Genomic DNA, 17,361 nt, shown 5'->3' on the forward strand with positions numbered 1-17,361 from the left:
ACATCCCCCTGCAACAAGGAATGACGTGACCCATTCTAGTACCGAGGCGACCCGCGCCGACCAGTTGACGGCTCTGCTGCACCAAGCGCCCGACGCCAGCGACCACGACGCCGTACGGCAGTACATCGCGACATTGTGTGACGCCGGGGTCGCGGTGATGTTGATCTATCCGGGCACAAAGAAGCCCTTTGACGGCCGCACTGTTCGACGGAAGCTGGCCGACGACAGGGCCGCCCAGGCGCAAGCTCACGAAGCGGGACGGCGCAACTGGTCTGCGGTGCCGAGCCCGTCTGGTCTTACGTTGGCGACTACCGACGCGACTGTGCTCATCGGCGCGAACGGATATCTTGACGAGTACATCAAGGCGTTCGGTGACGAGGTCGCGATTAACCTGGCCGTCGAGGTCGGAGGCAGCGGCTTGATTGTGGTCGACTGCGACACCACCAGCCAGCTTGTAGCGTTACTGGACATCGCTGCGGCGCCGGAGAACATGCCGGTGACGGTGGAGTCGCCCGGATCGCAGGATGCCGAGGGCAACTGGGCTCACGATCCGGGCTGCGGGCACTTCTACTTCACGGTGCCGGAAGGGGTCAACCTGCCCACGAACCTGGGCGCGTTGACCTGGCCTTCGTCGGGCAATACGGCGGATGGATTCGCGGTGTTGTGGAACCGCCGCTACGTTCTTGTCCCGCCATCGACTCGAAAAGAGGGCGAATACAAGGCTGTCGGTGTGTGTATGCCGGCCCCGGCCTGGCTGCTCGACGCGATCTGTACCCGTGGGCAGGAACACGCTGACCGCGCATGCCGTGCGCGGCACCGTAGTGCGGATGACCCGATTGCCCGATGGGGCGCAACGGTCACGTGGGCGCAGATTCTCTCGCCGACGGACTGGACGCCAGCCGGCACGACCCACAACTGTGGGTGCGACATCTGGACCGCGCCAGGCGCCCACGGCTCGGACAAGTCGGCTACCGCGCACGAACCGGGTTGTCCGGTATTCGATTCGGCGGACCCGTGCCTGCACATCTGGACTGACCACGATATCGAACCGTTCGACCAAGCAGTGCAGGATTACGGCCCACACCTGACCCGGCTACGAGCGGTCGCCGCGATCCACTATGACAACGATCTGGGAGCCGCCATGGAGGATCTGGACCTGCACGACGCGGACGACATTGTGACGCTGAGCGCGCGCAACGGCGGCGGTCAGATCCGCCAGAACACACCTGCATCCAAGCGCCGACTTCAACTCACCTGGGCGTCTGAGATAGAGCCGGAGCCGGTGCCGTGGCTGTGGGTCGACATCAGTGCCGCGAACACATGGACGCCTGGCAGCCCGGCGGGATCTGCGCCCGATCCGATGTTCGTGGACGACATCGCCAGTGTCGCCAAGGGGCGTACGTGGACTGCTCCCGAGGTCGAGACAGACGGTCGAATTGCTTGCGGGATGGTGTCCATCGCAGCCGGGCGCGAGGGCTCAGGCAAGTCGAGCTTCGGAATATGGCTCACCGCCAGGGTCACGCGGGGCACGCTGCCAGGCGCTCACTACGGCCAACCCAAGGCCGTGTTCTATCTGGCGACCGAGGACTCCTGGAAACACACCCTTGTCCCGCGACTGATGGCGGCCGGCGCCGACATGCGCAAGGTCGGCCGCATCGAAGTTGTTCAGCACAAGGGCGCCGTAGTCACTCTGAGCCTTCCCGACGACACCGAGCTGTTGACGCAAGCCATCATCGACAATGGGGTTGCCCTGGTGGTTGTCGATCCGCTGATGAGCACACTGGGGCAAGGGCTCGACGCGAACGGGAGTCGAGATGTCCGCACCGCCCTGGAGCCGTTGGCCGCCATGGCCGACCGGACCGGAGCTGCCGTGGTCGGCATCGCACATTTCAATAAGGCGTCCGGTCTGGATTCATTGAGCCGTATCACTGGCAGTGGAGCGTTCAAGGACATCCCGCGGGCGGTGTTCGTGTTCGCCGACGATGGCGACGAACGCGTCTTCAGTCAGCGTAAGAACTCGACGGGGCGGTGTGACCTGCCGTCGTTGGTGTACGAGATCCAATCCGAGGTGATCGACACACCGACAGGCAAAACGTCGACCGGACTATTCCGGTTCACCGGCATTGCGCAGCGCACGGTGGAGGACATGCTGGCCGACGAACGGCGGCCGAGACGCCGCAGGAGCGACGCGGCGCAATTCATCATCGACTACATCACCGAGCATGCCGACGAGCAGACCGGTGAGGTCGATTCTGCCGACGTGGTCGCAGCCGGAGAAGCCGAAGGGTACAAGGGAAAGCAGCTGACCGATGCGCGCAACAGGTGCAGCGACCCCAAGATCAGTACCCGCAAGGAAGGGTATGGCCGAGCGTCGCGAACCTTCTGGAAGATCAAGCGCGAGTGACGCTCTCGCACGCGCCCGCGTGTACGCTCGTGCGATCAATGCGATCCTTGGTGTGACCTGCGCAGATACGTGCGATCCTTTGGCGATCTTTGCGTGCGATCTTCGCGCGGTCTGCGATCGTTGAGCCAACACGATAGATCGCATTTCGTGCTCTATAGATCGCAGATCCGTCGTCCATGGATCGCTCAAAGATCGCGCTTCTCATACACCGAAACGCACAGGTCAGCGTCAATGATCGTAAAGATCGCAACACGAGAGGTCGCGCGCGAGCGGCTGGGATCGATGAACGCCGGTCAGACGGCGGCGTAACCGAACGGGTTCACGCCGGGGCAGAGGTTGTCGATGGCGGCGTTGACCAACAGGCTGGCCTCGTTACGTTCGAGCATGGGGTTGCTTTCCCAGACCATCTGGGCGACCCAGTTGGGGTGGCGGCCGAACATCAGGCCGGCGTTCGGTGAGAGGGCCGAGCAGGCACCCTTGCCCGTCTGCAGGAGACCGGCCGGGCCGAGCTCGGAACTCAGGCCGAGCTCGTTCATTCGGTTGAGGTAGGAGTTGTTGTCCGCAGACGCTGGGGCGGCGGTGAGCATGGCGGCGAATCCGCACGCGATCGATGACAACGCAAGGGTTCTGGTGACCCCTCTCTGCGTGGCTGTTCCCATCGTTGACCTCCCCGAATCGGACCTCAAGTAGCGGGAGCGTAGCGCGCTCCCGCCCGGTCGTTTCACCTATTGCGTATTAAATGCGTACCTATGGCCCCGGTAATGCCCCACCGCGACAGCCGTGACCGGGCTGCGCAGGCGTTTCGTCTCCGGTCGCTGGGCTACACCTGGAGAGCGATTGCGGATCATCTGCAGTACCGCAGCGCAGGTGCAGCTCAGACCGCAGTGAACCGGCATCTGGACCGCACGCCTGCAGAGTCTCCCGAAACCGCGCGTCGGTCCGCCACAGAACGTCTCCAGATCACCAGCACCATCCTGGCCGAGCGGCTGTTCGAGGCCCGGGAGCGCGGCGACGACGACCGTCTGGTGGCGGTGTCGCGGGAGCTGCGAAGCACGACGGCCGAGATTGCGAAGCTGAACGGGCTCAATGTGCCTGTTGCTCAACAGGTCGACGTGACCGTGCACCAGGACGCGACGGCGATCATCGATCGGATGGAGGCCGAGCTGTTGGCGCTGGCCGCGAATCGCACACCGGCTATCGCTGCCAGGCCCGAAGTCATCGAGGGAGAGGTCATCAAATGAGCACACCGGTGGATGCTGTGATCAAGTCCGCGGCTGCAGTCGCCCGCGACGCGGCCGAGGGCCGGCTCGACCCGGCAGCACTCGATGCTGTGGTGACCGAGGAGTGTCGCGAGTTGTTCGGAACCGTTGCCGGACCGGCAGACCCGCTGTGGCCCGTGCAGGTCGACGTGGCGCGCCAGGTGCTCGCACTGGGTGGAGTGCCGGCCGATGAACTGTCCGAGTGGGTGGCGGTGGGCCGCAGGCGAGCCGGTGAGCCCTCCCCGGTCCCGGACCCTTCCGAGAACACCAGCGAGGTCGGAACGTCGGCCAGCGGGCCGTACAGCCCCGATAACGCCAGCCCTGGTGCAGACAGCGAGTCGCCTGCCGGCGATTCGCGGGATGCGTTGTGACAGCGCCGTGTTCGACGGGAGAGTCAGAAACCGTAACAGTCGCGGTTGTCACGCGACGCATCCGCAGAGATCAGGGACAACCTGGTGAGGAGTCGTGACCGTGAAAGGTTCAGCCGACGAGGCAGAAACCGTAATGTACTCGCACATTACGCAGAGCGAGCCTGAGCGAGGGCAGACAGCCGACGAGCTCGACGCGGCCATTCTGGAGTTGCTGCGCCAGTCACCCGGGCAGTCGGCGTGGTGGCCCGATATCCGGGACCGGCTGCCGCCGGCCACGTTCTGGGCCAAGGCGCAATCACTGACGCGGCTGGTCGACACCGGCCAGGTCCACACGGTCAAGGTGGGCGGCCGGGACCTGATCACGCTGGGCATCGTCGTGCCGGTCCGCCGGCCGCGTTCGTCGCGTTGGGGTGCAGCGTGCGTACGGCGCTGACCCACAAGCTGGTCGCCGCGCGGGCGGTGGCAACCCACCGCGCACAGCGCCGGCCGCAGTCGCCGGCTGAGTTGGCGAAGCGGATGATCCCGAACTACAGGGTTACTCCCACCATCGCGTTGATCTCCGATGCCATCGAGGACGCCGTCACCAACCCCGACCGGCGTTACATCATCTCCACCCCGCCCCGGACCGGTAAGTCCGTGCTGGTGTCTCAGGTCGGCACGGTGTTCGCGTTGTCGGTCAATCCCGAGGGCCAGGTGATCCTCAAGAGCTACGCCGACAGCCTGGCCGAAGAACACTCTCGTGAAGCACGACGGTTGATCGCGGAGAACCCTGACCTACTCGGTTTCCAGCTGGCCGCGGACAAGACGAGTGCGGGCCGTTGGCAGGTGGCCGGGCACCGTGGCGGTCTGCTGGCTGGCGGAATCCTAACGGGTACAACGGGATTCGGGGCTGACACCCTCCTTATTGACGACCCAGTTAAGAACGCCACGGAGGCTGATTCGGCGGCGCATCGGCGCCGACTGATGAGCGAGTTCAAGGCATCCCTGCTGACCCGTCTGCATCCGGGAGCGAGCTGCGTGATCGTCATGACGCGATGGCATGAGTTCGACCTGGCCGGTGAACTGTTGGATGAGGGCGGCTGGCAGCACATCAACGTGCCGGCGATCTCGACTGCCGGTGTGCCCGATGCCCTAGGACGAGAACCTGGTGTCGGGATGACGACCGCTCTCGGTGAACGATCGGTCCAGGACTTCCGCGAAATCGAACGCGCGGTCGGCCCACGAGCATGGGCGGCGCTGTACCTCGGTGTGCCGAGCACACCAGCGGGCACGCTGATTCGGGCCGACTGGCTCGACGCGCACCGGTTGCCAGCGGCACCACAGCGGCCCGTGAAGGTGGTTGTCGGGGTCGACCCTGCCGACTCCGGAGAACGGGACGCGGCCGGCATCGTTGCGGCCAGCATCGCCAGCGACGGCACCGTGGCCATCATCGCAGATGCGACAGGTCAGTACACCGCCGAACAGTGGGCGCGCGCTGCGGTCGATCTGGCCGTCGATATCGGCGCCAGCGAGATCGCTGTCGAGGGGTTCGCGGCCCGGGTGACCTACGTCAAGGTGGTGGAGAATGCGTTGGCACGGGTGAAGACACCGCACCCGATCCGGGTCACGTCCTGGCCGCCGAAGGGATCCGGCCGCGGTGGTGGAGATGCCATGGCCAGGTCTTCCGCGCTCCTGCAGGGGTTGGAAGTCGGGACAGTCCGCATCGCCGGGAACCTTCCCGCATTGGAGAATGTCGCGGTGGGCTGGCAGGCCGGGCAACACCAGCCCGACGCGCTCGCTGCGCTGGTCGTCGCGCACGACGTGCTCGCTCACTCGCTCGCCGGCCGGGCAACGTTCAGCGACCCGACGAGGTTCGACCGGCCGGCAGGCCGCGAGCGACCGTTGTCGCCCATCGAGCAGCGTCTCGGTATCCGGCCCGGGCTGGCCTCGGTGACATCGATTAACCCGAGGCTGGGCCGGCGCGTGAGCGGTGGCGGATATGACCCGCTTGCTGCTGCGCGCAGGACGATTCGCGGCCTCTGAACCACGGGCGTGACGGGACCGGACGCGCTAGGTTGCGCCGGTCCCGTCGCTGGTATGGCCTGCCCATGTCGGCCCCGGTGCTGCTGCCGATTTGGAGGCTCACTGTGGAGTTGTCAATGTGCAGAGGCGTATCGGGTCGGTCAGACCAGCGCGGTTCCCCGCAGCGCTGCGGCATCCTGGCCCTTGAGGACGGTTTGGATCGTGGCCGGGCTCCAGCGGGTGCCGCCGCGGGCGGTGGGTACGGCGTCAGCGGTCAGTTCAGCGGCGATGGTGCGCAGCGATGCGCCGCCGGCCTTGGCGGCCACGATGCGTTCGACTACCTCGGCCGGGATCTGCGACGGCCGGCCCAACCGCACACCCTGGGAACGCTTGACCGCCAATGCGGCCTTGGTCCGGTCACTGATCAGGGCGCGCTCCAGTTCGGCCACACCGCCCATGATCTGCGTCTGAAACCGGCCGGCCGGGGTGCTGGTGTCGATGGTCCCGTCGACCGAGACCACCGCCCCGCCCGCCCGCTCCACCCGATCGATCACCTCGAGCAGGGTGCGCAGACCACGGGCCAGTCGGTCGGTCTTGCTGACCAACAGGATCGAAGCGTGCCCGGCCTCGATGAGCTCCAGGGCGTAGCCCAGGCCGGGCCGCTGGGCCACGTCCTTGCCGCCGGAGATTCCCTCATCGGTGTAGGTGGCGGCCAGAGTCCAGCCACGGCGGGCCACTTCGGCGTCGATGGCCGCGCGCTGGGCGTCGAGGCCGGCGCCGGACTGTGCTTGCTCGTCGGTGCTGACCCGGGTGTAGGCCACCACCGCGCCCACGGGTGCGCTGCGCCTGCTGCGGGCCGCGGTCATGCTCGGTCCTCGATGACAGTCTCTGCGGCCAGCTGACCGAGGTCCAGATCATCGAGCACCGCAGCGGCACGGGCGGCCTGCTCTCCATCGGCGAACAGGAACCTGGCCACAACCACCCGGCGCGGGTTCGGTTCGTAGGCGTTCATCCCAGCGTCTCCAGCGCGATGGCCGAACCGATGCAGACCTGGCCGCAGGCCTCGCACTCCCAATAGCCGGGCTTGCTGACCTTGCCGGCCTCGACCAGATAGCCGGCGGTCTCTACGAACGCGGTCACCCGCGCGTAGTCGGCATCGGGATCCTGGTGCAGCTCGAACGCGGAGTAGTCATCGTTGACGATGGCCGGGCCGCAGGTGTCGCAGACGTGGAAGACAACGGTGCTGGGCATGGTGGTTCCTCTCAGAGTCAGATCAGGGTGGGCGGGCAAGGCGGTCACTGGTACTCGATCCCGGTGAGGTAGAGCGCGTTGTCGGCTGCGTCTGCGGCCGGCCCAGTACCGGGGGCCCACACGACCGCGGTGGCCGGCTGCTGCCAGCACACCGCGGCCGGTGAGCAAAGCAGTTCAGCCATCGAGACCGGGGCGGCCGAGGCGAGCGCGGCACCCGCAATAGCCAAGGTGGTGAATGTGATTCGACCGATTCGCATACGCATGGCTCTAGTAAACCGTCCGGTCCCACCAATCCTTGGCTAACAGGTACAGGGGTCAGACCACGCGCAAAATTTCTGCAGAATCAGGCTCGAAATTCTTTGACTCTGGCGTGAGAGAAGCCAAAGTCATTGCCATGCAACGGCTTAACGCAGCAACTGTGCACCACCGTCTGAGAAACTCACCTCATGCAAGCCGTCATTGCCACCGTCGACCCCGCGTCCCGGTCGGCCGCATCGTGGTCGTCCACACTGGCCGGCCTCAAATCCGCGGGCGTACCCAACACCGACCCCCGGGTCATCGAAGCCCAGGCAGCCGGGGCCTACTGGCGTGTCCGCCGCATCCTGGACCAGGAGCGCGGAAACCTCTCGGCGGCGCATATTCCGGCACTGGCCGATCTTCTACGCCACGCACACCCGGCGGTGCCCGCATGAACGCCATGACACGACGGCGGCCACACCCGGCGTCGCGGCACACCCCGCGACCCGCACCCGTCTACTCCCAGGACCAGCTGCGCACCCGGCGCCGCGCAGGATTCGCCACGACCTATGACGGCACCTTCGATCTGGCCGCCGAGGTGGCCGCGATCTGCCTACCCCTGGCCAAGCGGGCCACGCGACTGGGCGATCCCGGCGACCTCACCCGCGGCCCGGCCAAGATGTTCGGCCCTCACGTCGATGCGATGGTCGACGCCATCCACGGCGAACTCATTGCAGGCGGAGTCGTCGCATGGTTCGCCGAGATCGACGCCCTGGAACACCTGAAACGCACATCACCACAGCTGGACTCAGCGACCAGTCGGCAGGCGGTGCGTCTACTGGTCGATATGACGCCGCGCCCGCTGGCACCACTGGTCGGCCCGGCCGATATCGCGTCGGGGCGGTGGGCCACCGCCCTGGTCGAGCTGGCCGCGCCTCACACCGCCCCGCTGGCCGACCTGCTGGCCCGGTCGTGGCGACCCGGCGCACCCGAGCTGCGCGGGCGCCTGAGCCGCTCGGAGAGGCTGTGCGACCTGCTGCGCGACGTAGACACCGCCGCACACGAGTTCAACCTCCGGATCGAGCGCGCCGAAGCCAACGCCGGCAACCGCCGCGACTACGCCCCGTCCAACCATCAGCGCCGCGGAACCACCGCACGCGCCGAACTCGCCAAGCTAGGAGTGCCACTGCCATGACCACCGCCCTGCAGCCCGTCGAGTTCACCCCGCCACTGCTCAGCCCGACACGCCCCCTCGGCCTGGTCGCGGCCACCACCTGGACCGAGACCACCACCGACGATCCCGCGCACTGGCTGCCGTCTGGCATCCAGATCCGCGAGCGCACCCACCGAGACCCGAGCGCGTTCGGCGTCTGGGGCGCCCCCTGGTGCGCATCGCCCGACGAGCTGGACCCCGTAGACGACCTCAAGACCGGACCCGCCCACGAAGACGACGACCCCGAACCCTTTGAAGCACACACGGTCTGGGCGTTCGACCGCCTGCAGGAATGCGGCAACCTCTCCCAGTACGACCGCGGCCAGGTCATCGAGCGGGCCCGGCACACCTTCGCCGTCCGGGAACCGCTCTCGGTCGAGACACAGTTCGCCACCCGCCTGCTCGCTGACGCCGGCAGCCCTCCCGAGGTGGCCGACCTCGTCGCAGGCATCGGCATGCTCGAACAAAACTTCGCCGTCGCCGGAGTGGTCGACGGGCTGGTGCACGCCAGGTTCGGGCTGATCTCGCACGCCGAGAACCTGCGCCTGATCATCCGCGACCCCAGCGAGCCCGGGGTCCTGCGCACCCCGTCCGGACTGCACCGCTGGGTGTTCGGCGCCGGGTACCCGGCCACGTTCGGCAACCGACTGATCGGCACCACCGCCACCTACGGCTGGCGAACTCCCGTCGAGGTCCGCGAATCGTTGCAGTACCAACGCAATCAGTACTTCGCCATCGCCGAACGCTCCGTGATCGTCGCCTACGAGGCGGTATTCACGCCGTGAGCGGGGAGGGACTGCGACACCACGGTGAGGTTGGCCGCAGTCCCTCCCCGCCCACGGCGGAACCGGCGCCGTGGTGGCGGTAGGCAGGCTGTGGACCGCCCGCCACCACGACGACCGGATGACCGACCCCCATTCCCACTCCCCGACCACGAGGACCAGGAGCACACCCCCGATGACCACGCCCACCCGGCAACTCACCGACACCGAACTCGACCGAATCGGCATCGCCATCCACGAAGCCGGCCACGCCGTGGCCGCGGTGGTCCTCGGCGGCCGCGTGCACGAAGCCACCCTGACCGGACACCCGCGCACCGAATACGCCGCGCCACTGCCCGCCGGCACCGAGCCCGCCGTCACCTACGCCGGCCCATGGGCCGAGGCGCGCTGGACACTCGGCCGCCAACCCGGCCCCGCTGACATGCACCGCGTGCTCGCCCGTAACGGCTCCGACGAACAGGCGCTCTGCGCGGCCGGCGGATGGCACGAAGGCGCCCAGGTCGTGCCGCTGCTCGAACGCAGCTGGAGCGCAGTCAAGACCATCGCCAAACAGCTCTACTTCCAGGGCAGCGCCTCACACCAAGACGTATGCGCCGCACTGGGACTCACCGACGAAGGCGGACCCAGCAGCCTCGGATTGGCCTGCCTACGCGCTGGGCTGTGACGAACTGGCAGCATCATCGGTGCGGCACCAATGGCAACGCCACAGTGCGTCCGCGGTCCAGTCCATGAGGTACCGGTAGTGGTTCTGTCCGCACCCTTCGCACAGGTGCTCAGAGTAGGGATCGCCCGCCTGCTGTATTACGGCCTTCTTTGCCCGCTTGGCGTAATTCCCACGCTGAGTGATGACCAGCGCCGCCAACCCGAACCCGAGCGCGAGCAGCACAATGACGACTAGGGCTATCACCACCAAGGGGTTAGTGCTCTGATCTGGGTACACGCGCCGACCCCTCGGTACTCAGGCCTGCGTTGCGCAGGATGACACGGTTACACCCGGCCTTCGGCTACGGGTTCGATGATCTCCTCAAGTACGAACTGTTCGCAGAATCCCATACGGAATGCTAAGTCAGCCGACCTCATCGGCGGTGTCGCATTCTTCACCCACTCGGTGACGTCCAGCTCGATGGACAAAGCATCGGCCGCGTCCAAGTGTTCCAGCACTTGCGACTCGTCAAAATCGGCGGGAGCCTGCAGCTCGAGAATTGATGTCGGGGCAGTTTCGTCAATCGACATGCGACCTGCACCCGGGTCCGGAAGATAGTTTCGCACCAACACCAACGGCTGTTCTATTCCAATGCGAGCATTCACGATGTGGGCGGTCAGAGCATGCCCACGACGGTGGCGATCTATCCGCGCGAGTTCCTCTATCCACCACAATGCGTTGGATAGGTGGTCCGGCTCCGCATTGAAGGGCTGGACAGCACGCAGCGCGTCAAACGTCTCATCAGATACAGCTTGAAGTGAGGCTCGGTGCTCAGCGCTGTCGAACTTGTCGAGAGCAGTTTTGATCGGAAAGTAAATCCTCCGCTCCGCCGGGGGTGGATTCTCTCCGCTGTCCCGCACGGCGAGGTAATAGGCCAATCCATCGAGCGCCGCGCGCAGTAGATACAGCCACTCTCCAAAGAGAGTGCTCAGGCGGAGCGGTATGCGCTCGCGGGTGTCTACCACGAGAGACCATCTCGCATCCTCGCCGGGAACTAGCGCCAGCCGTCGTGGAGACCGCTGCAGATACGCTTCCCACATGTCCCCGATCTCCTCCCGAATCTCACCAGCTCGGTGGACGCGGTCGCGGAGTACATCAATGTCCGGGGCTACTGGGACGGTCACAACGTCGGATGCTAGGCGACTCCACGATGCCAATTCGGCCTCGACACTGTCGATCCATCCGAACGGCGGACAGGCGTTCTACGGCAAACCTCCGAACGGGCATTCGATTTGGCTGCATTTGGCTACATCTTGAGCTGACAGCAGCTAATCGCGAGTAATCGAAATTAACAAAGAAATGCAGCATGAGCTGCATATTCAACCGATGTGCACAGGTGACGGCAACTCAACCTTAGAGTTCGAATCTCACCGAGGGCACCACGATCACCGGCCGGAGTCCCCATGCAGAACACCCTGGTCCACGCCGCGAGCTGGGATTCCGCGATACTGATCACTCAGAACGCCGGCGACATGATCGGCACCGCGGCGTTCGCGATCTCCGGGGCGTTGCTCGCCATCCGGCGTGATTTCGACATCGTCGGCGCCGTCACCCTCGCGGCGATGACGGCATGCGGCGGCGGGGTGATCCGCGACCTGATCATCGGCAAGACACCGCCGACGGCCTTCGTCGATCTCAGGTATCTGGCGGTGGCCATCGTCAGCGCGCTGGTGATCTTCATCTGGTCGCCTCCGGCGCGACTGTTGGGCCGCCCGCTGGACCTGGCGGACGCATTGGGGCTCGGGGCGTTCTGCGTGACCGGCACGGTCACGGCACACAACCACGGCCTGGGACTCGCGTCATCGGCCTTGCTCGGCGTGGTCACCGCGGTGGGCGGTGGTGTGATCCGTGACGTGCTCGCCCAACGGACGCCCAGCGTGTTGCGGCCGGATCAGGAGATCTACGCCATTCCAGCGCTTTTCGGAGCCTTGATCACGGCAGCCCTGCTCGAATACGGGCATTACAGCCTGCTCGCCGGCGCCGCGGTGGCGGCGACGGTGTTCATCTTCCGGGTGCTCGCGCTGCGGTTCCGGTGGCGCGCCCCACAGGCTCGCGGGCGCGGTTTACGCCCTGGCGGTCAGTAGCACCGTGTGATTGTGGCCGATATCGGCCTGGGTGTAGATCAGACCGTCTGGCAGCTCCGGGATGACGGTCTCCCCGAGCCCGCTGTCCCGGCCCAACCCGACAGCCGTCCCGTCGGAACGCAGCAACACGGTATGCCCCACCGCCGCGGACACGCCGGTATAGGTGACGCCGGTCGGCAGGTCCGGGATGTCGATCTGACCATAGGTGTTGTCGCCGACGCCGACCACGGTGCCATCGGAGCGCAGCAGCACGGTATGGCCGGTCCCGCCGGCCGCGGCGGTATAGGTCACCCCCGGCGGCAGGTCCGGGATGGCGAGCTGGCCGTAGGTGTTGTCCCCGACGCCCACCATGCTGCCGTCCGAACGCAGCATCAGGGTGTGGGCGTGGCCGGCAAACACCGCGACGTTGGTGACGCCCTGCGGTGACGGCGGGACAACGAGCTGTCCACCGGGGTTTCCGACGCGGAAGACCGCACCGTCGGATCGCAACACCACGCCGTACCAGGAGGCGTTGACGGCGACATCGACGTAGGTCAGACCGGCAGGTAGCGACGGGATCGACACCGGTGTCGGCGTGAGGTCCACGCCACCACCGATCACCCGTCCATCGGTGGTCAGCAGGAACGTCTGGCCGTGGCCGGCCTCCACCTTGGTGTGTACGGCATTCGAGTACGGCAGGCTGGTGACCCCTGAGGGGCCCTGCACCGAGGCGACCACTTTGCCGTCGGAGCGCAGCAGCACCGTATGCGCCTGTCCAGCGGACACCGCAACGTAGGTCACCCCGGCGGGCAGTGAAGGGATCTGCGACCCGCGATAGAGGCTGAGGTCACCGATGACGACGGCGTTGTTGACGGTGCCGATCACCACCACGTCGCGGACCGTCGTCGCGCCGTGTTCGTCGGTCACAGTCACGGCCACGGACACGGCGGCGCCCGGGTTGCGTTGGGCCCACTGCTCATCGAGCGTGACGATGAATCGACCGGGCTGAGTCTCGGTGATCTGCGCGTGGGCTGCGCTCACCGCTGTGGTCCAGGTGTCACCATCGGCGTCGGCCGCGGTGACCCTGACATGCCAGCGATTGCGGTGGTCGATCGCCGGATCGGCTGCCAGCCAGGTGATCACCGGCGCATTGTTGGGGTCCAACACGGTGACGTTGACGGTGGCGACGTCGATATGCGTGTGGCCGACGGCATGGATGTGGTTGCCGTTGCCCGCATCGCTGGCGACCAGGGTGAAGCTGTCGGCACCCACGAACCCGGGATTCGGAACATAGGTGACGCGGTGTCCCACGACGACGACACTGCCGTGCACGGCGCCGTGGGCGGTGTAGGTCACGAGATCGCCGTCGGCGTCATGAGTCGGCAGGTCCGCGATCGCTTGACCCGCGCTGTCACCGGTGACCGTCACGGAGATGACGTCCCGGCCGATTTCCGGGCTGCGGTTTGCGAAAGCCTGATAGGTCTGGCGGCGGATCCAGCCGAGCAGGCCCAGCATCAACGGGCTCTCGAACTGGCCACCCGGACCGAAGATGGGCTCGAAGAAACTCACGATGCGATCCACCGAGGCCGCGATGACGCTGCCCGCCGCAACGACCGGCGCCGGCATCGGCGCCGGAACCGATATCGAGTCAACCGATTTGGCTGAACCCGACCAAGCGATCGGGACCGCCGCTGTCGGGTTGACCGCGACAGCAGTCGCCGTCTCGACGTCGACGGGCCTGGCGATCCTCGGCGACTCCTCGGCAGTTTCCGTGTCGGCATCGGACCGCTCCGCAGCGGCCAGGCGGGTTGTCACCCGCTCGGTGATGGACGCGTCCCGCTTCCCATCGGCCTCGACCGACACCCGGTCCGAGACGCCGCCGGGTTTCGAATCGACTCCGAGGGCCGCTGAACCCGAGGACTCGGTGGTCTCCGAATCCGCGCCCTGCTCGAGTTTGTCGTCAGGATCCTGCGCGTCCCCGTCCGGATCGCTCCCATCCCCCGCCGGATCTGCCGTGCCGCCATCATCGATGGTGTCGTCGGCGCCGACTGCATCGCGGCCACCGCCTTTCGGCGTCGACGGCGAAGCATCCGACGGTGCCGAGTCAGTCGATGATGTCGCCGAGGTCGAATCATCGGCCCACGCCGTACCGGACGGCGCAGATGTCGCCATTCCGACTCCGAGTGCCACCGCAAGAGCGCCGACCCGACCGACACAGTTTCCGTACGACATCGTCCGCCTGTCCACTCCGCGACATGCGCGGGCGCGCAAGGCACCCGATTTGTAGCAGGTGTGTCACGCCTGCGGGGCGCTCCCTCTCCGCGGCATTCAAGGCGACGGCGACGCGCTCCTGGTTTGCGGAATGCCATTGCCGGTCGATCGTGTGAATGTTCCGCTCGCCGACTTTGCCAACCGAGCCGGAACCGCACGATCTTGAAACACCACCCCTTAACTCGGCAAACAGTGCAGATCTGATCCGGACATAATCACTCCGACCCGCTCCGTACCCAAAGGTGTGCTAGCAATTGCCTGACGCACACGTCAATATTTCGCCACTGGACCGGCGGAGAACTTCTGCGGCGATGTCCCTCAGGTCGATCTCGCCATAGTGTCACGCAGGTATCTCGGGTCCAGACCCGGCACCGCAGCGGTGCAGTCTCTGGATTGCGCTAGGAAAGCCGCACTTTCGGTAGTCAGCACTTCCCCACCCGCATCTCCAGCCGCATCCTGGGCTGGACAACGCGAGGGGAGGCTCGAAATGACCACAGCAGCACACAATGTCGTGCGCTACGGGGTGCGCCATGTCGACGTCGACGACATACTGGCATGGGCGGCGTCGGCCGGCCACGCGGCGGCCACCGAATGGTGCGGCCGACAGGCGATTCTGGTATCCGTCGGCGGATTCCACCCGGACCTGACGATCGACATCGACGATACGGTCGAGATAGCTGCAGATCTGGTCCACACCGGACGCACCAGCATGCACATCCTGATCACCCTACGTATCGCAGGACCGGACACCGCACCACGGACCACCCAGTGCCCCATGGTTTTTGTCGCGATCGACGGGGCCGGGCGGCCGGACGTGGTGCCGACGTGGACGCCGGTGACGATGCTGGAACTGCAGCGCAGGCACCAGGCCCGGCTGCGAGCGCTCGCCCACCGGCGCCACCAGTTGGGGGCATGATGACCACACCGCTGACCGAGCAACTGACCGTGCACGGCCACCTCTACCTGCTGGCACACGACCGCGACCGCAATCGGGTTGCCCTCAACCGGCACTGGCTGTTGGGATTCGCGCTGCGTGCCGCCATGATGACCGACCTCACCTTGGCCGGTTACCTGCACGATGTCGACGGCAAGGCGCACCGCAGCGGCACAAAGTTTCCGAGTGAGCCGCTGTTGTCGGAAATGCTCGGCATGGTGGACCAACTCACCGAGCAGGGACCCGCGCCGGTCCGGGCGCTCACCCGGGCGGTGAAGGCGATCTGCCGGGAACTGGCCATCGACGGCCTCACGTCACTGCTCGCCGGTGGGTGCGGCGGATGCGGCGGTTGTGGTGGGTGAAAATCCAGAATTGTGCGAGAAAAGCCCCATCGCAGCACCCCACCCCTTCCGCCGGCACCGGCACGCCGCTCATCATGAATCACACGACAGGGAGGGCGGACATGCATCTCGATATCGCACCGATCCTGCTCATCTCCTCGATGGCGATCGGCACACGTGCCTGGGACGCCGGAAGTTATTGCGACAGCATGTTTTCCGGTTGTCAGAAGGACGACCACCCGAGATCTGGAGGACACGATGCCGGCTACCCGTCCCGCACTGTGGCGATCGCGACCGCTGCGCCGACACGATTTCCACCGATCGGCCACCGCGATAGCCGATTTGAAGCTACCTGACGCCGTCTTCAAGACCTGTCCCTGGCAGCCGCGAACACTGGTCGAAACCGGACTACGTCAGTGGTTACGTTGTTGCGCAGCGGCTTTACGCGACGATCAACTGATCGGGATGCCCTCGCACGCGGTCGACGAGGCCTGGCACGGTCTGATCCTGTGCACGGCCCGTTACCAAGACTTCTGCACCACTGCGTACGGGAAGTTCATGCACCACCATCCCTGTGGCGGGGCACCGGACGGCAGCCCGGCCGCCGCCGAACCGATGGATCAACAGCTGCGTCGAACGGTGATCGCCTGGGAGATGGTGGCACAGCCCGGCGAGCAGTGTGTGCTCTGGGATCTGGATCACCAGGTGGGAGTGCAGGATCCGTGGGGTATTCCCCTCGAGCGTGTCGAGTACATCCGGGCCGCCGCCGCCAGATCCGGGCACAGCAAACGCCGGTGACGCAGTGATCAACCGTGAAGCGGTAATTCCCAGGACAATTCGTACTCGACTTCCTAGCATGACCGGTATGCGGGTGTTGTTGGTGGAGGACGACGACGGGGTGGCATCCGCCCTCGCCGAATTGCTCGGCCAATCCGGTTCGATGGTGACCAGAGTCGGTCGCGGTTCCGATGCCCTGCACCGGGTCAAGGATTGTGATCTGGTGCTGCTCGATCTGGGGCTGCCCGATATGGACGGGCTTGACGTGCTGCGAACCATGCGGCGGGCGTCCGCGGTTCCGGTCATCATCATGACCGCGCGGGACGGCGACGGCGCGGTGGTGCTGGGACTGCGCGCGGGGGCCGATGACTATTTGGTCAAACCGGTCCGCAAGACGGTGCTGCTGGCCCGTATCGATGCCGTGATGCGGCGGTTTCGGCGCGGAGCGGGCGAACCCGGCACGCCGACCGGTCCGGTGTCCGCCGGCCCCGTCCAGATCGACCGGGAAAAGCGCGAGGTCACCGTCGACGGCACAGCACAGTCGCTGACCAGAACCGAGTTCCAGTTGTTGAGCACGCTGGCGGGCCGGCACGGCGAAGCGGTCAGCCGCGAGGAGCTGATGCTGGAGGTGTGGGGCACGGCGGTGATCGGGCGATCCCGGTCGCTGGACTTCTTCATCGGGCAACTGCGGTCCAAATTGACCGGGCTGCCGTTGCACACCGTACGCGGTTTCGGATTCCGGCTGGACCGCTGA

At 66.1% G+C, this 17,361-nt stretch carries 22 protein-coding genes; 15 read left to right on the forward strand and 7 right to left on the reverse strand.

Annotation, left to right across the window (positions count from 1 at the left end):
* The first annotated feature begins 25 nt into the window (after nucleotides 1-25).
* A complete protein-coding gene (locus tag ACLBYA_RS24090) occupies nucleotides 26-2,404 on the forward strand; it encodes an AAA family ATPase (RefSeq protein ID WP_447711971.1) in 2,379 nt (792 codons plus the stop codon).
* A 293-nt stretch (nucleotides 2,405-2,697) separates the two neighbouring features.
* Here ACLBYA_RS24090 and ACLBYA_RS24095 read toward each other — a convergent pair whose 3' ends face one another.
* Nucleotides 2,698-3,021 (reverse strand): DUF732 domain-containing protein, encoded by a 324-nt coding sequence (locus tag ACLBYA_RS24095; RefSeq protein ID WP_447711972.1) that lies wholly within the window; start codon nucleotides 3,019-3,021, stop codon nucleotides 2,698-2,700.
* Between the two features lie 144 nt (nucleotides 3,022-3,165).
* On the opposite strand from ACLBYA_RS24095, the gene ACLBYA_RS24100 reads away from it, so the two are divergent.
* From ACLBYA_RS24100 to ACLBYA_RS24115, 4 genes are all read left to right on the forward strand, one after another.
* Nucleotides 3,166-3,645 carry a hypothetical protein gene (locus ACLBYA_RS24100; protein WP_447711973.1) on the forward strand — a complete coding sequence of 160 codons (480 nt, stop codon included), beginning with the start codon at nucleotides 3,166-3,168 and terminating at the stop codon, nucleotides 3,643-3,645.
* Nucleotides 3,642-4,034, forward strand: a complete 393-nt coding sequence (locus ACLBYA_RS24105) for a flagellar hook-length control protein (RefSeq protein WP_447711974.1) — start codon at nucleotides 3,642-3,644, stop codon at nucleotides 4,032-4,034. The genes ACLBYA_RS24100 and ACLBYA_RS24105 overlap by 4 nt, the downstream gene beginning before the upstream one ends.
* A gap of 133 nt (nucleotides 4,035-4,167) precedes the next feature.
* Complete coding sequence (locus ACLBYA_RS24110; RefSeq protein WP_447711975.1) at nucleotides 4,168-4,467, forward strand: hypothetical protein; 300 nt, start codon at nucleotides 4,168-4,170, stop codon at nucleotides 4,465-4,467.
* On the forward strand, nucleotides 4,452-6,056 hold the full coding sequence (locus ACLBYA_RS24115) for a terminase large subunit domain-containing protein (RefSeq protein WP_447711976.1): 1,605 nt from the start codon (nucleotides 4,452-4,454) through the stop codon (nucleotides 6,054-6,056). Before ACLBYA_RS24110 ends, ACLBYA_RS24115 begins: the two co-directional genes overlap by 16 nt.
* A gap of 140 nt (nucleotides 6,057-6,196) precedes the next feature.
* On the opposite strand, the gene ACLBYA_RS24120 is transcribed toward ACLBYA_RS24115, so the two are convergent.
* From ACLBYA_RS24120 to ACLBYA_RS24135, 4 genes are read right to left on the reverse strand one after another with little or no spacing between them, the layout of a single operon-like run.
* A complete protein-coding gene (locus ACLBYA_RS24120) occupies nucleotides 6,197-6,901 on the reverse strand; it encodes a recombinase family protein (protein ID WP_447711977.1) in 705 nt (234 codons plus the stop codon).
* A complete protein-coding gene (locus ACLBYA_RS24125) occupies nucleotides 6,898-7,047 on the reverse strand; it encodes a hypothetical protein (RefSeq protein WP_447711978.1) in 150 nt (49 codons plus the stop codon). The genes ACLBYA_RS24120 and ACLBYA_RS24125 overlap by 4 nt, the downstream gene beginning before the upstream one ends.
* Nucleotides 7,044-7,286, reverse strand: a complete 243-nt coding sequence (locus tag ACLBYA_RS24130; RefSeq protein ID WP_447711979.1) for a hypothetical protein — start codon at nucleotides 7,284-7,286, stop codon at nucleotides 7,044-7,046. The genes ACLBYA_RS24125 and ACLBYA_RS24130 overlap by 4 nt, the downstream gene beginning before the upstream one ends.
* 44 nt (nucleotides 7,287-7,330) lie before the next feature.
* Entirely contained in the window at nucleotides 7,331-7,513 is a 183-nt protein-coding gene (locus ACLBYA_RS24135; RefSeq protein ID WP_447711980.1) for a hypothetical protein, read from the reverse strand.
* Nucleotides 7,514-7,732: 219 nt separating this feature from the next.
* Between ACLBYA_RS24135 and ACLBYA_RS24140 the strand changes: the two genes are divergently transcribed.
* The 4 genes from ACLBYA_RS24140 to ACLBYA_RS24155 all read left to right on the forward strand — a co-directional run bounded on the left by ACLBYA_RS24140 (nucleotide 7,733) and on the right by ACLBYA_RS24155 (nucleotide 10,182).
* The gene (locus tag ACLBYA_RS24140) at nucleotides 7,733-7,978 is read left to right on the forward strand and encodes a hypothetical protein (RefSeq protein ID WP_447711981.1); all 246 of its coding nucleotides are present in this window, start codon (nucleotides 7,733-7,735) and stop codon (nucleotides 7,976-7,978) included.
* Complete coding sequence (locus tag ACLBYA_RS24145) at nucleotides 7,975-8,718, forward strand: hypothetical protein (RefSeq protein ID WP_447711982.1); 744 nt, start codon at nucleotides 7,975-7,977, stop codon at nucleotides 8,716-8,718. Before ACLBYA_RS24140 ends, ACLBYA_RS24145 begins: the two co-directional genes overlap by 4 nt.
* Nucleotides 8,715-9,521 carry a hypothetical protein gene (locus ACLBYA_RS24150; RefSeq protein WP_447711983.1) on the forward strand — a complete coding sequence of 269 codons (807 nt, stop codon included), beginning with the start codon at nucleotides 8,715-8,717 and terminating at the stop codon, nucleotides 9,519-9,521. The genes ACLBYA_RS24145 and ACLBYA_RS24150 overlap by 4 nt, the downstream gene beginning before the upstream one ends.
* A 172-nt stretch (nucleotides 9,522-9,693) precedes the next feature.
* Nucleotides 9,694-10,182 (forward strand): hypothetical protein, encoded by a 489-nt coding sequence (locus tag ACLBYA_RS24155; RefSeq protein ID WP_447711984.1) that lies wholly within the window; start codon nucleotides 9,694-9,696, stop codon nucleotides 10,180-10,182.
* Nucleotides 10,183-10,505: 323 nt separating this feature from the next.
* Here ACLBYA_RS24155 and ACLBYA_RS24160 read toward each other — a convergent pair whose 3' ends face one another.
* Nucleotides 10,506-11,345 carry a hypothetical protein gene (locus ACLBYA_RS24160; protein ID WP_447711985.1) on the reverse strand — a complete coding sequence of 280 codons (840 nt, stop codon included), beginning with the start codon at nucleotides 11,343-11,345 and terminating at the stop codon, nucleotides 10,506-10,508.
* Between the two features lie 279 nt (nucleotides 11,346-11,624).
* On the opposite strand from ACLBYA_RS24160, the gene ACLBYA_RS24165 reads away from it, so the two are divergent.
* Entirely contained in the window at nucleotides 11,625-12,305 is a 681-nt protein-coding gene (locus ACLBYA_RS24165; protein WP_447711986.1) for a trimeric intracellular cation channel family protein, read from the forward strand.
* On the opposite strand, the gene ACLBYA_RS24170 is transcribed toward ACLBYA_RS24165, so the two are convergent.
* Nucleotides 12,285-14,456, reverse strand: coding sequence for an Ig-like domain-containing protein (locus tag ACLBYA_RS24170; protein WP_447711987.1), 2,172 nt, complete (start codon nucleotides 14,454-14,456; stop codon nucleotides 12,285-12,287). The two genes, ACLBYA_RS24165 and ACLBYA_RS24170, sit on opposite strands and share 21 nt — an antisense overlap.
* A gap of 586 nt (nucleotides 14,457-15,042) precedes the next feature.
* Here ACLBYA_RS24170 and ACLBYA_RS24175 point away from each other — a divergent pair.
* The 5 genes from ACLBYA_RS24175 to ACLBYA_RS24195 all read left to right on the forward strand — a co-directional run bounded on the left by ACLBYA_RS24175 (nucleotide 15,043) and on the right by ACLBYA_RS24195 (nucleotide 17,361).
* Nucleotides 15,043-15,471: a hypothetical protein gene (locus tag ACLBYA_RS24175; RefSeq protein ID WP_447711988.1), complete on the forward strand. Its 429-nt coding sequence runs from the start codon at nucleotides 15,043-15,045 to the stop codon at nucleotides 15,469-15,471.
* Nucleotides 15,471-15,851: a GPP34 family phosphoprotein gene (locus ACLBYA_RS24180; protein WP_447711989.1), complete on the forward strand. Its 381-nt coding sequence runs from the start codon at nucleotides 15,471-15,473 to the stop codon at nucleotides 15,849-15,851. Before ACLBYA_RS24175 ends, ACLBYA_RS24180 begins: the two co-directional genes overlap by 1 nt.
* A 101-nt stretch (nucleotides 15,852-15,952) precedes the next feature.
* Entirely contained in the window at nucleotides 15,953-16,186 is a 234-nt protein-coding gene (locus ACLBYA_RS24185) for a hypothetical protein (RefSeq protein WP_447712058.1), read from the forward strand.
* Nucleotides 16,089-16,628, forward strand: a complete 540-nt coding sequence (locus ACLBYA_RS24190) for a hypothetical protein (protein ID WP_447711990.1) — start codon at nucleotides 16,089-16,091, stop codon at nucleotides 16,626-16,628. The genes ACLBYA_RS24185 and ACLBYA_RS24190 overlap by 98 nt, the downstream gene beginning before the upstream one ends.
* Nucleotides 16,629-16,695: 67 nt before the next feature.
* Nucleotides 16,696-17,361, forward strand: a complete 666-nt coding sequence (locus ACLBYA_RS24195) for a response regulator transcription factor (protein WP_447712048.1) — start codon at nucleotides 16,696-16,698, stop codon at nucleotides 17,359-17,361.

Source organism: Mycobacterium sp. C31M (assembly GCF_053345865.1).

Bases quoted from the DNA above. Each gene is read 5' to 3' on its own strand.
- ACLBYA_RS24100 (WP_447711973.1), top strand. From the start codon at position 3,166: ATGCCCCACCGCGACAGCCGTGACCGGGCTGCGCAGGCGTTTCGTCTC.
- ACLBYA_RS24105 (WP_447711974.1), top strand. From the start codon at position 3,642: ATGAGCACACCGGTGGATGCTGTGATCAAGTCCGCGGCTGCAGTCGCC.
- ACLBYA_RS24110 (WP_447711975.1), top strand. From the start codon at position 4,168: ATGTACTCGCACATTACGCAGAGCGAGCCTGAGCGAGGGCAGACAGCC.
- ACLBYA_RS24120 (WP_447711977.1), bottom strand. From the start codon at position 6,901: ATGACCGCGGCCCGCAGCAGGCGCAGCGCACCCGTGGGCGCGGTGGTG.
- ACLBYA_RS24125 (WP_447711978.1), bottom strand. From the start codon at position 7,047: ATGAACGCCTACGAACCGAACCCGCGCCGGGTGGTTGTGGCCAGGTTC.
- ACLBYA_RS24130 (WP_447711979.1), bottom strand. From the start codon at position 7,286: ATGCCCAGCACCGTTGTCTTCCACGTCTGCGACACCTGCGGCCCGGCC.
- ACLBYA_RS24140 (WP_447711981.1), top strand. From the start codon at position 7,733: ATGCAAGCCGTCATTGCCACCGTCGACCCCGCGTCCCGGTCGGCCGCA.
- ACLBYA_RS24145 (WP_447711982.1), top strand. From the start codon at position 7,975: ATGAACGCCATGACACGACGGCGGCCACACCCGGCGTCGCGGCACACC.
- ACLBYA_RS24150 (WP_447711983.1), top strand. From the start codon at position 8,715: ATGACCACCGCCCTGCAGCCCGTCGAGTTCACCCCGCCACTGCTCAGC.
- ACLBYA_RS24155 (WP_447711984.1), top strand. From the start codon at position 9,694: ATGACCACGCCCACCCGGCAACTCACCGACACCGAACTCGACCGAATC.
- ACLBYA_RS24165 (WP_447711986.1), top strand. From the start codon at position 11,625: ATGCAGAACACCCTGGTCCACGCCGCGAGCTGGGATTCCGCGATACTG.
- ACLBYA_RS24170 (WP_447711987.1), bottom strand. From the start codon at position 14,456: ATGGCGACATCTGCGCCGTCCGGTACGGCGTGGGCCGATGATTCGACC.
- ACLBYA_RS24175 (WP_447711988.1), top strand. From the start codon at position 15,043: ATGACCACAGCAGCACACAATGTCGTGCGCTACGGGGTGCGCCATGTC.
- ACLBYA_RS24180 (WP_447711989.1), top strand. From the start codon at position 15,471: ATGACCACACCGCTGACCGAGCAACTGACCGTGCACGGCCACCTCTAC.
- ACLBYA_RS24185 (WP_447712058.1), top strand. From the start codon at position 15,953: ATGCATCTCGATATCGCACCGATCCTGCTCATCTCCTCGATGGCGATC.
- ACLBYA_RS24190 (WP_447711990.1), top strand. From the start codon at position 16,089: ATGCCGGCTACCCGTCCCGCACTGTGGCGATCGCGACCGCTGCGCCGA.
- ACLBYA_RS24195 (WP_447712048.1), top strand. From the start codon at position 16,696: ATGCGGGTGTTGTTGGTGGAGGACGACGACGGGGTGGCATCCGCCCTC.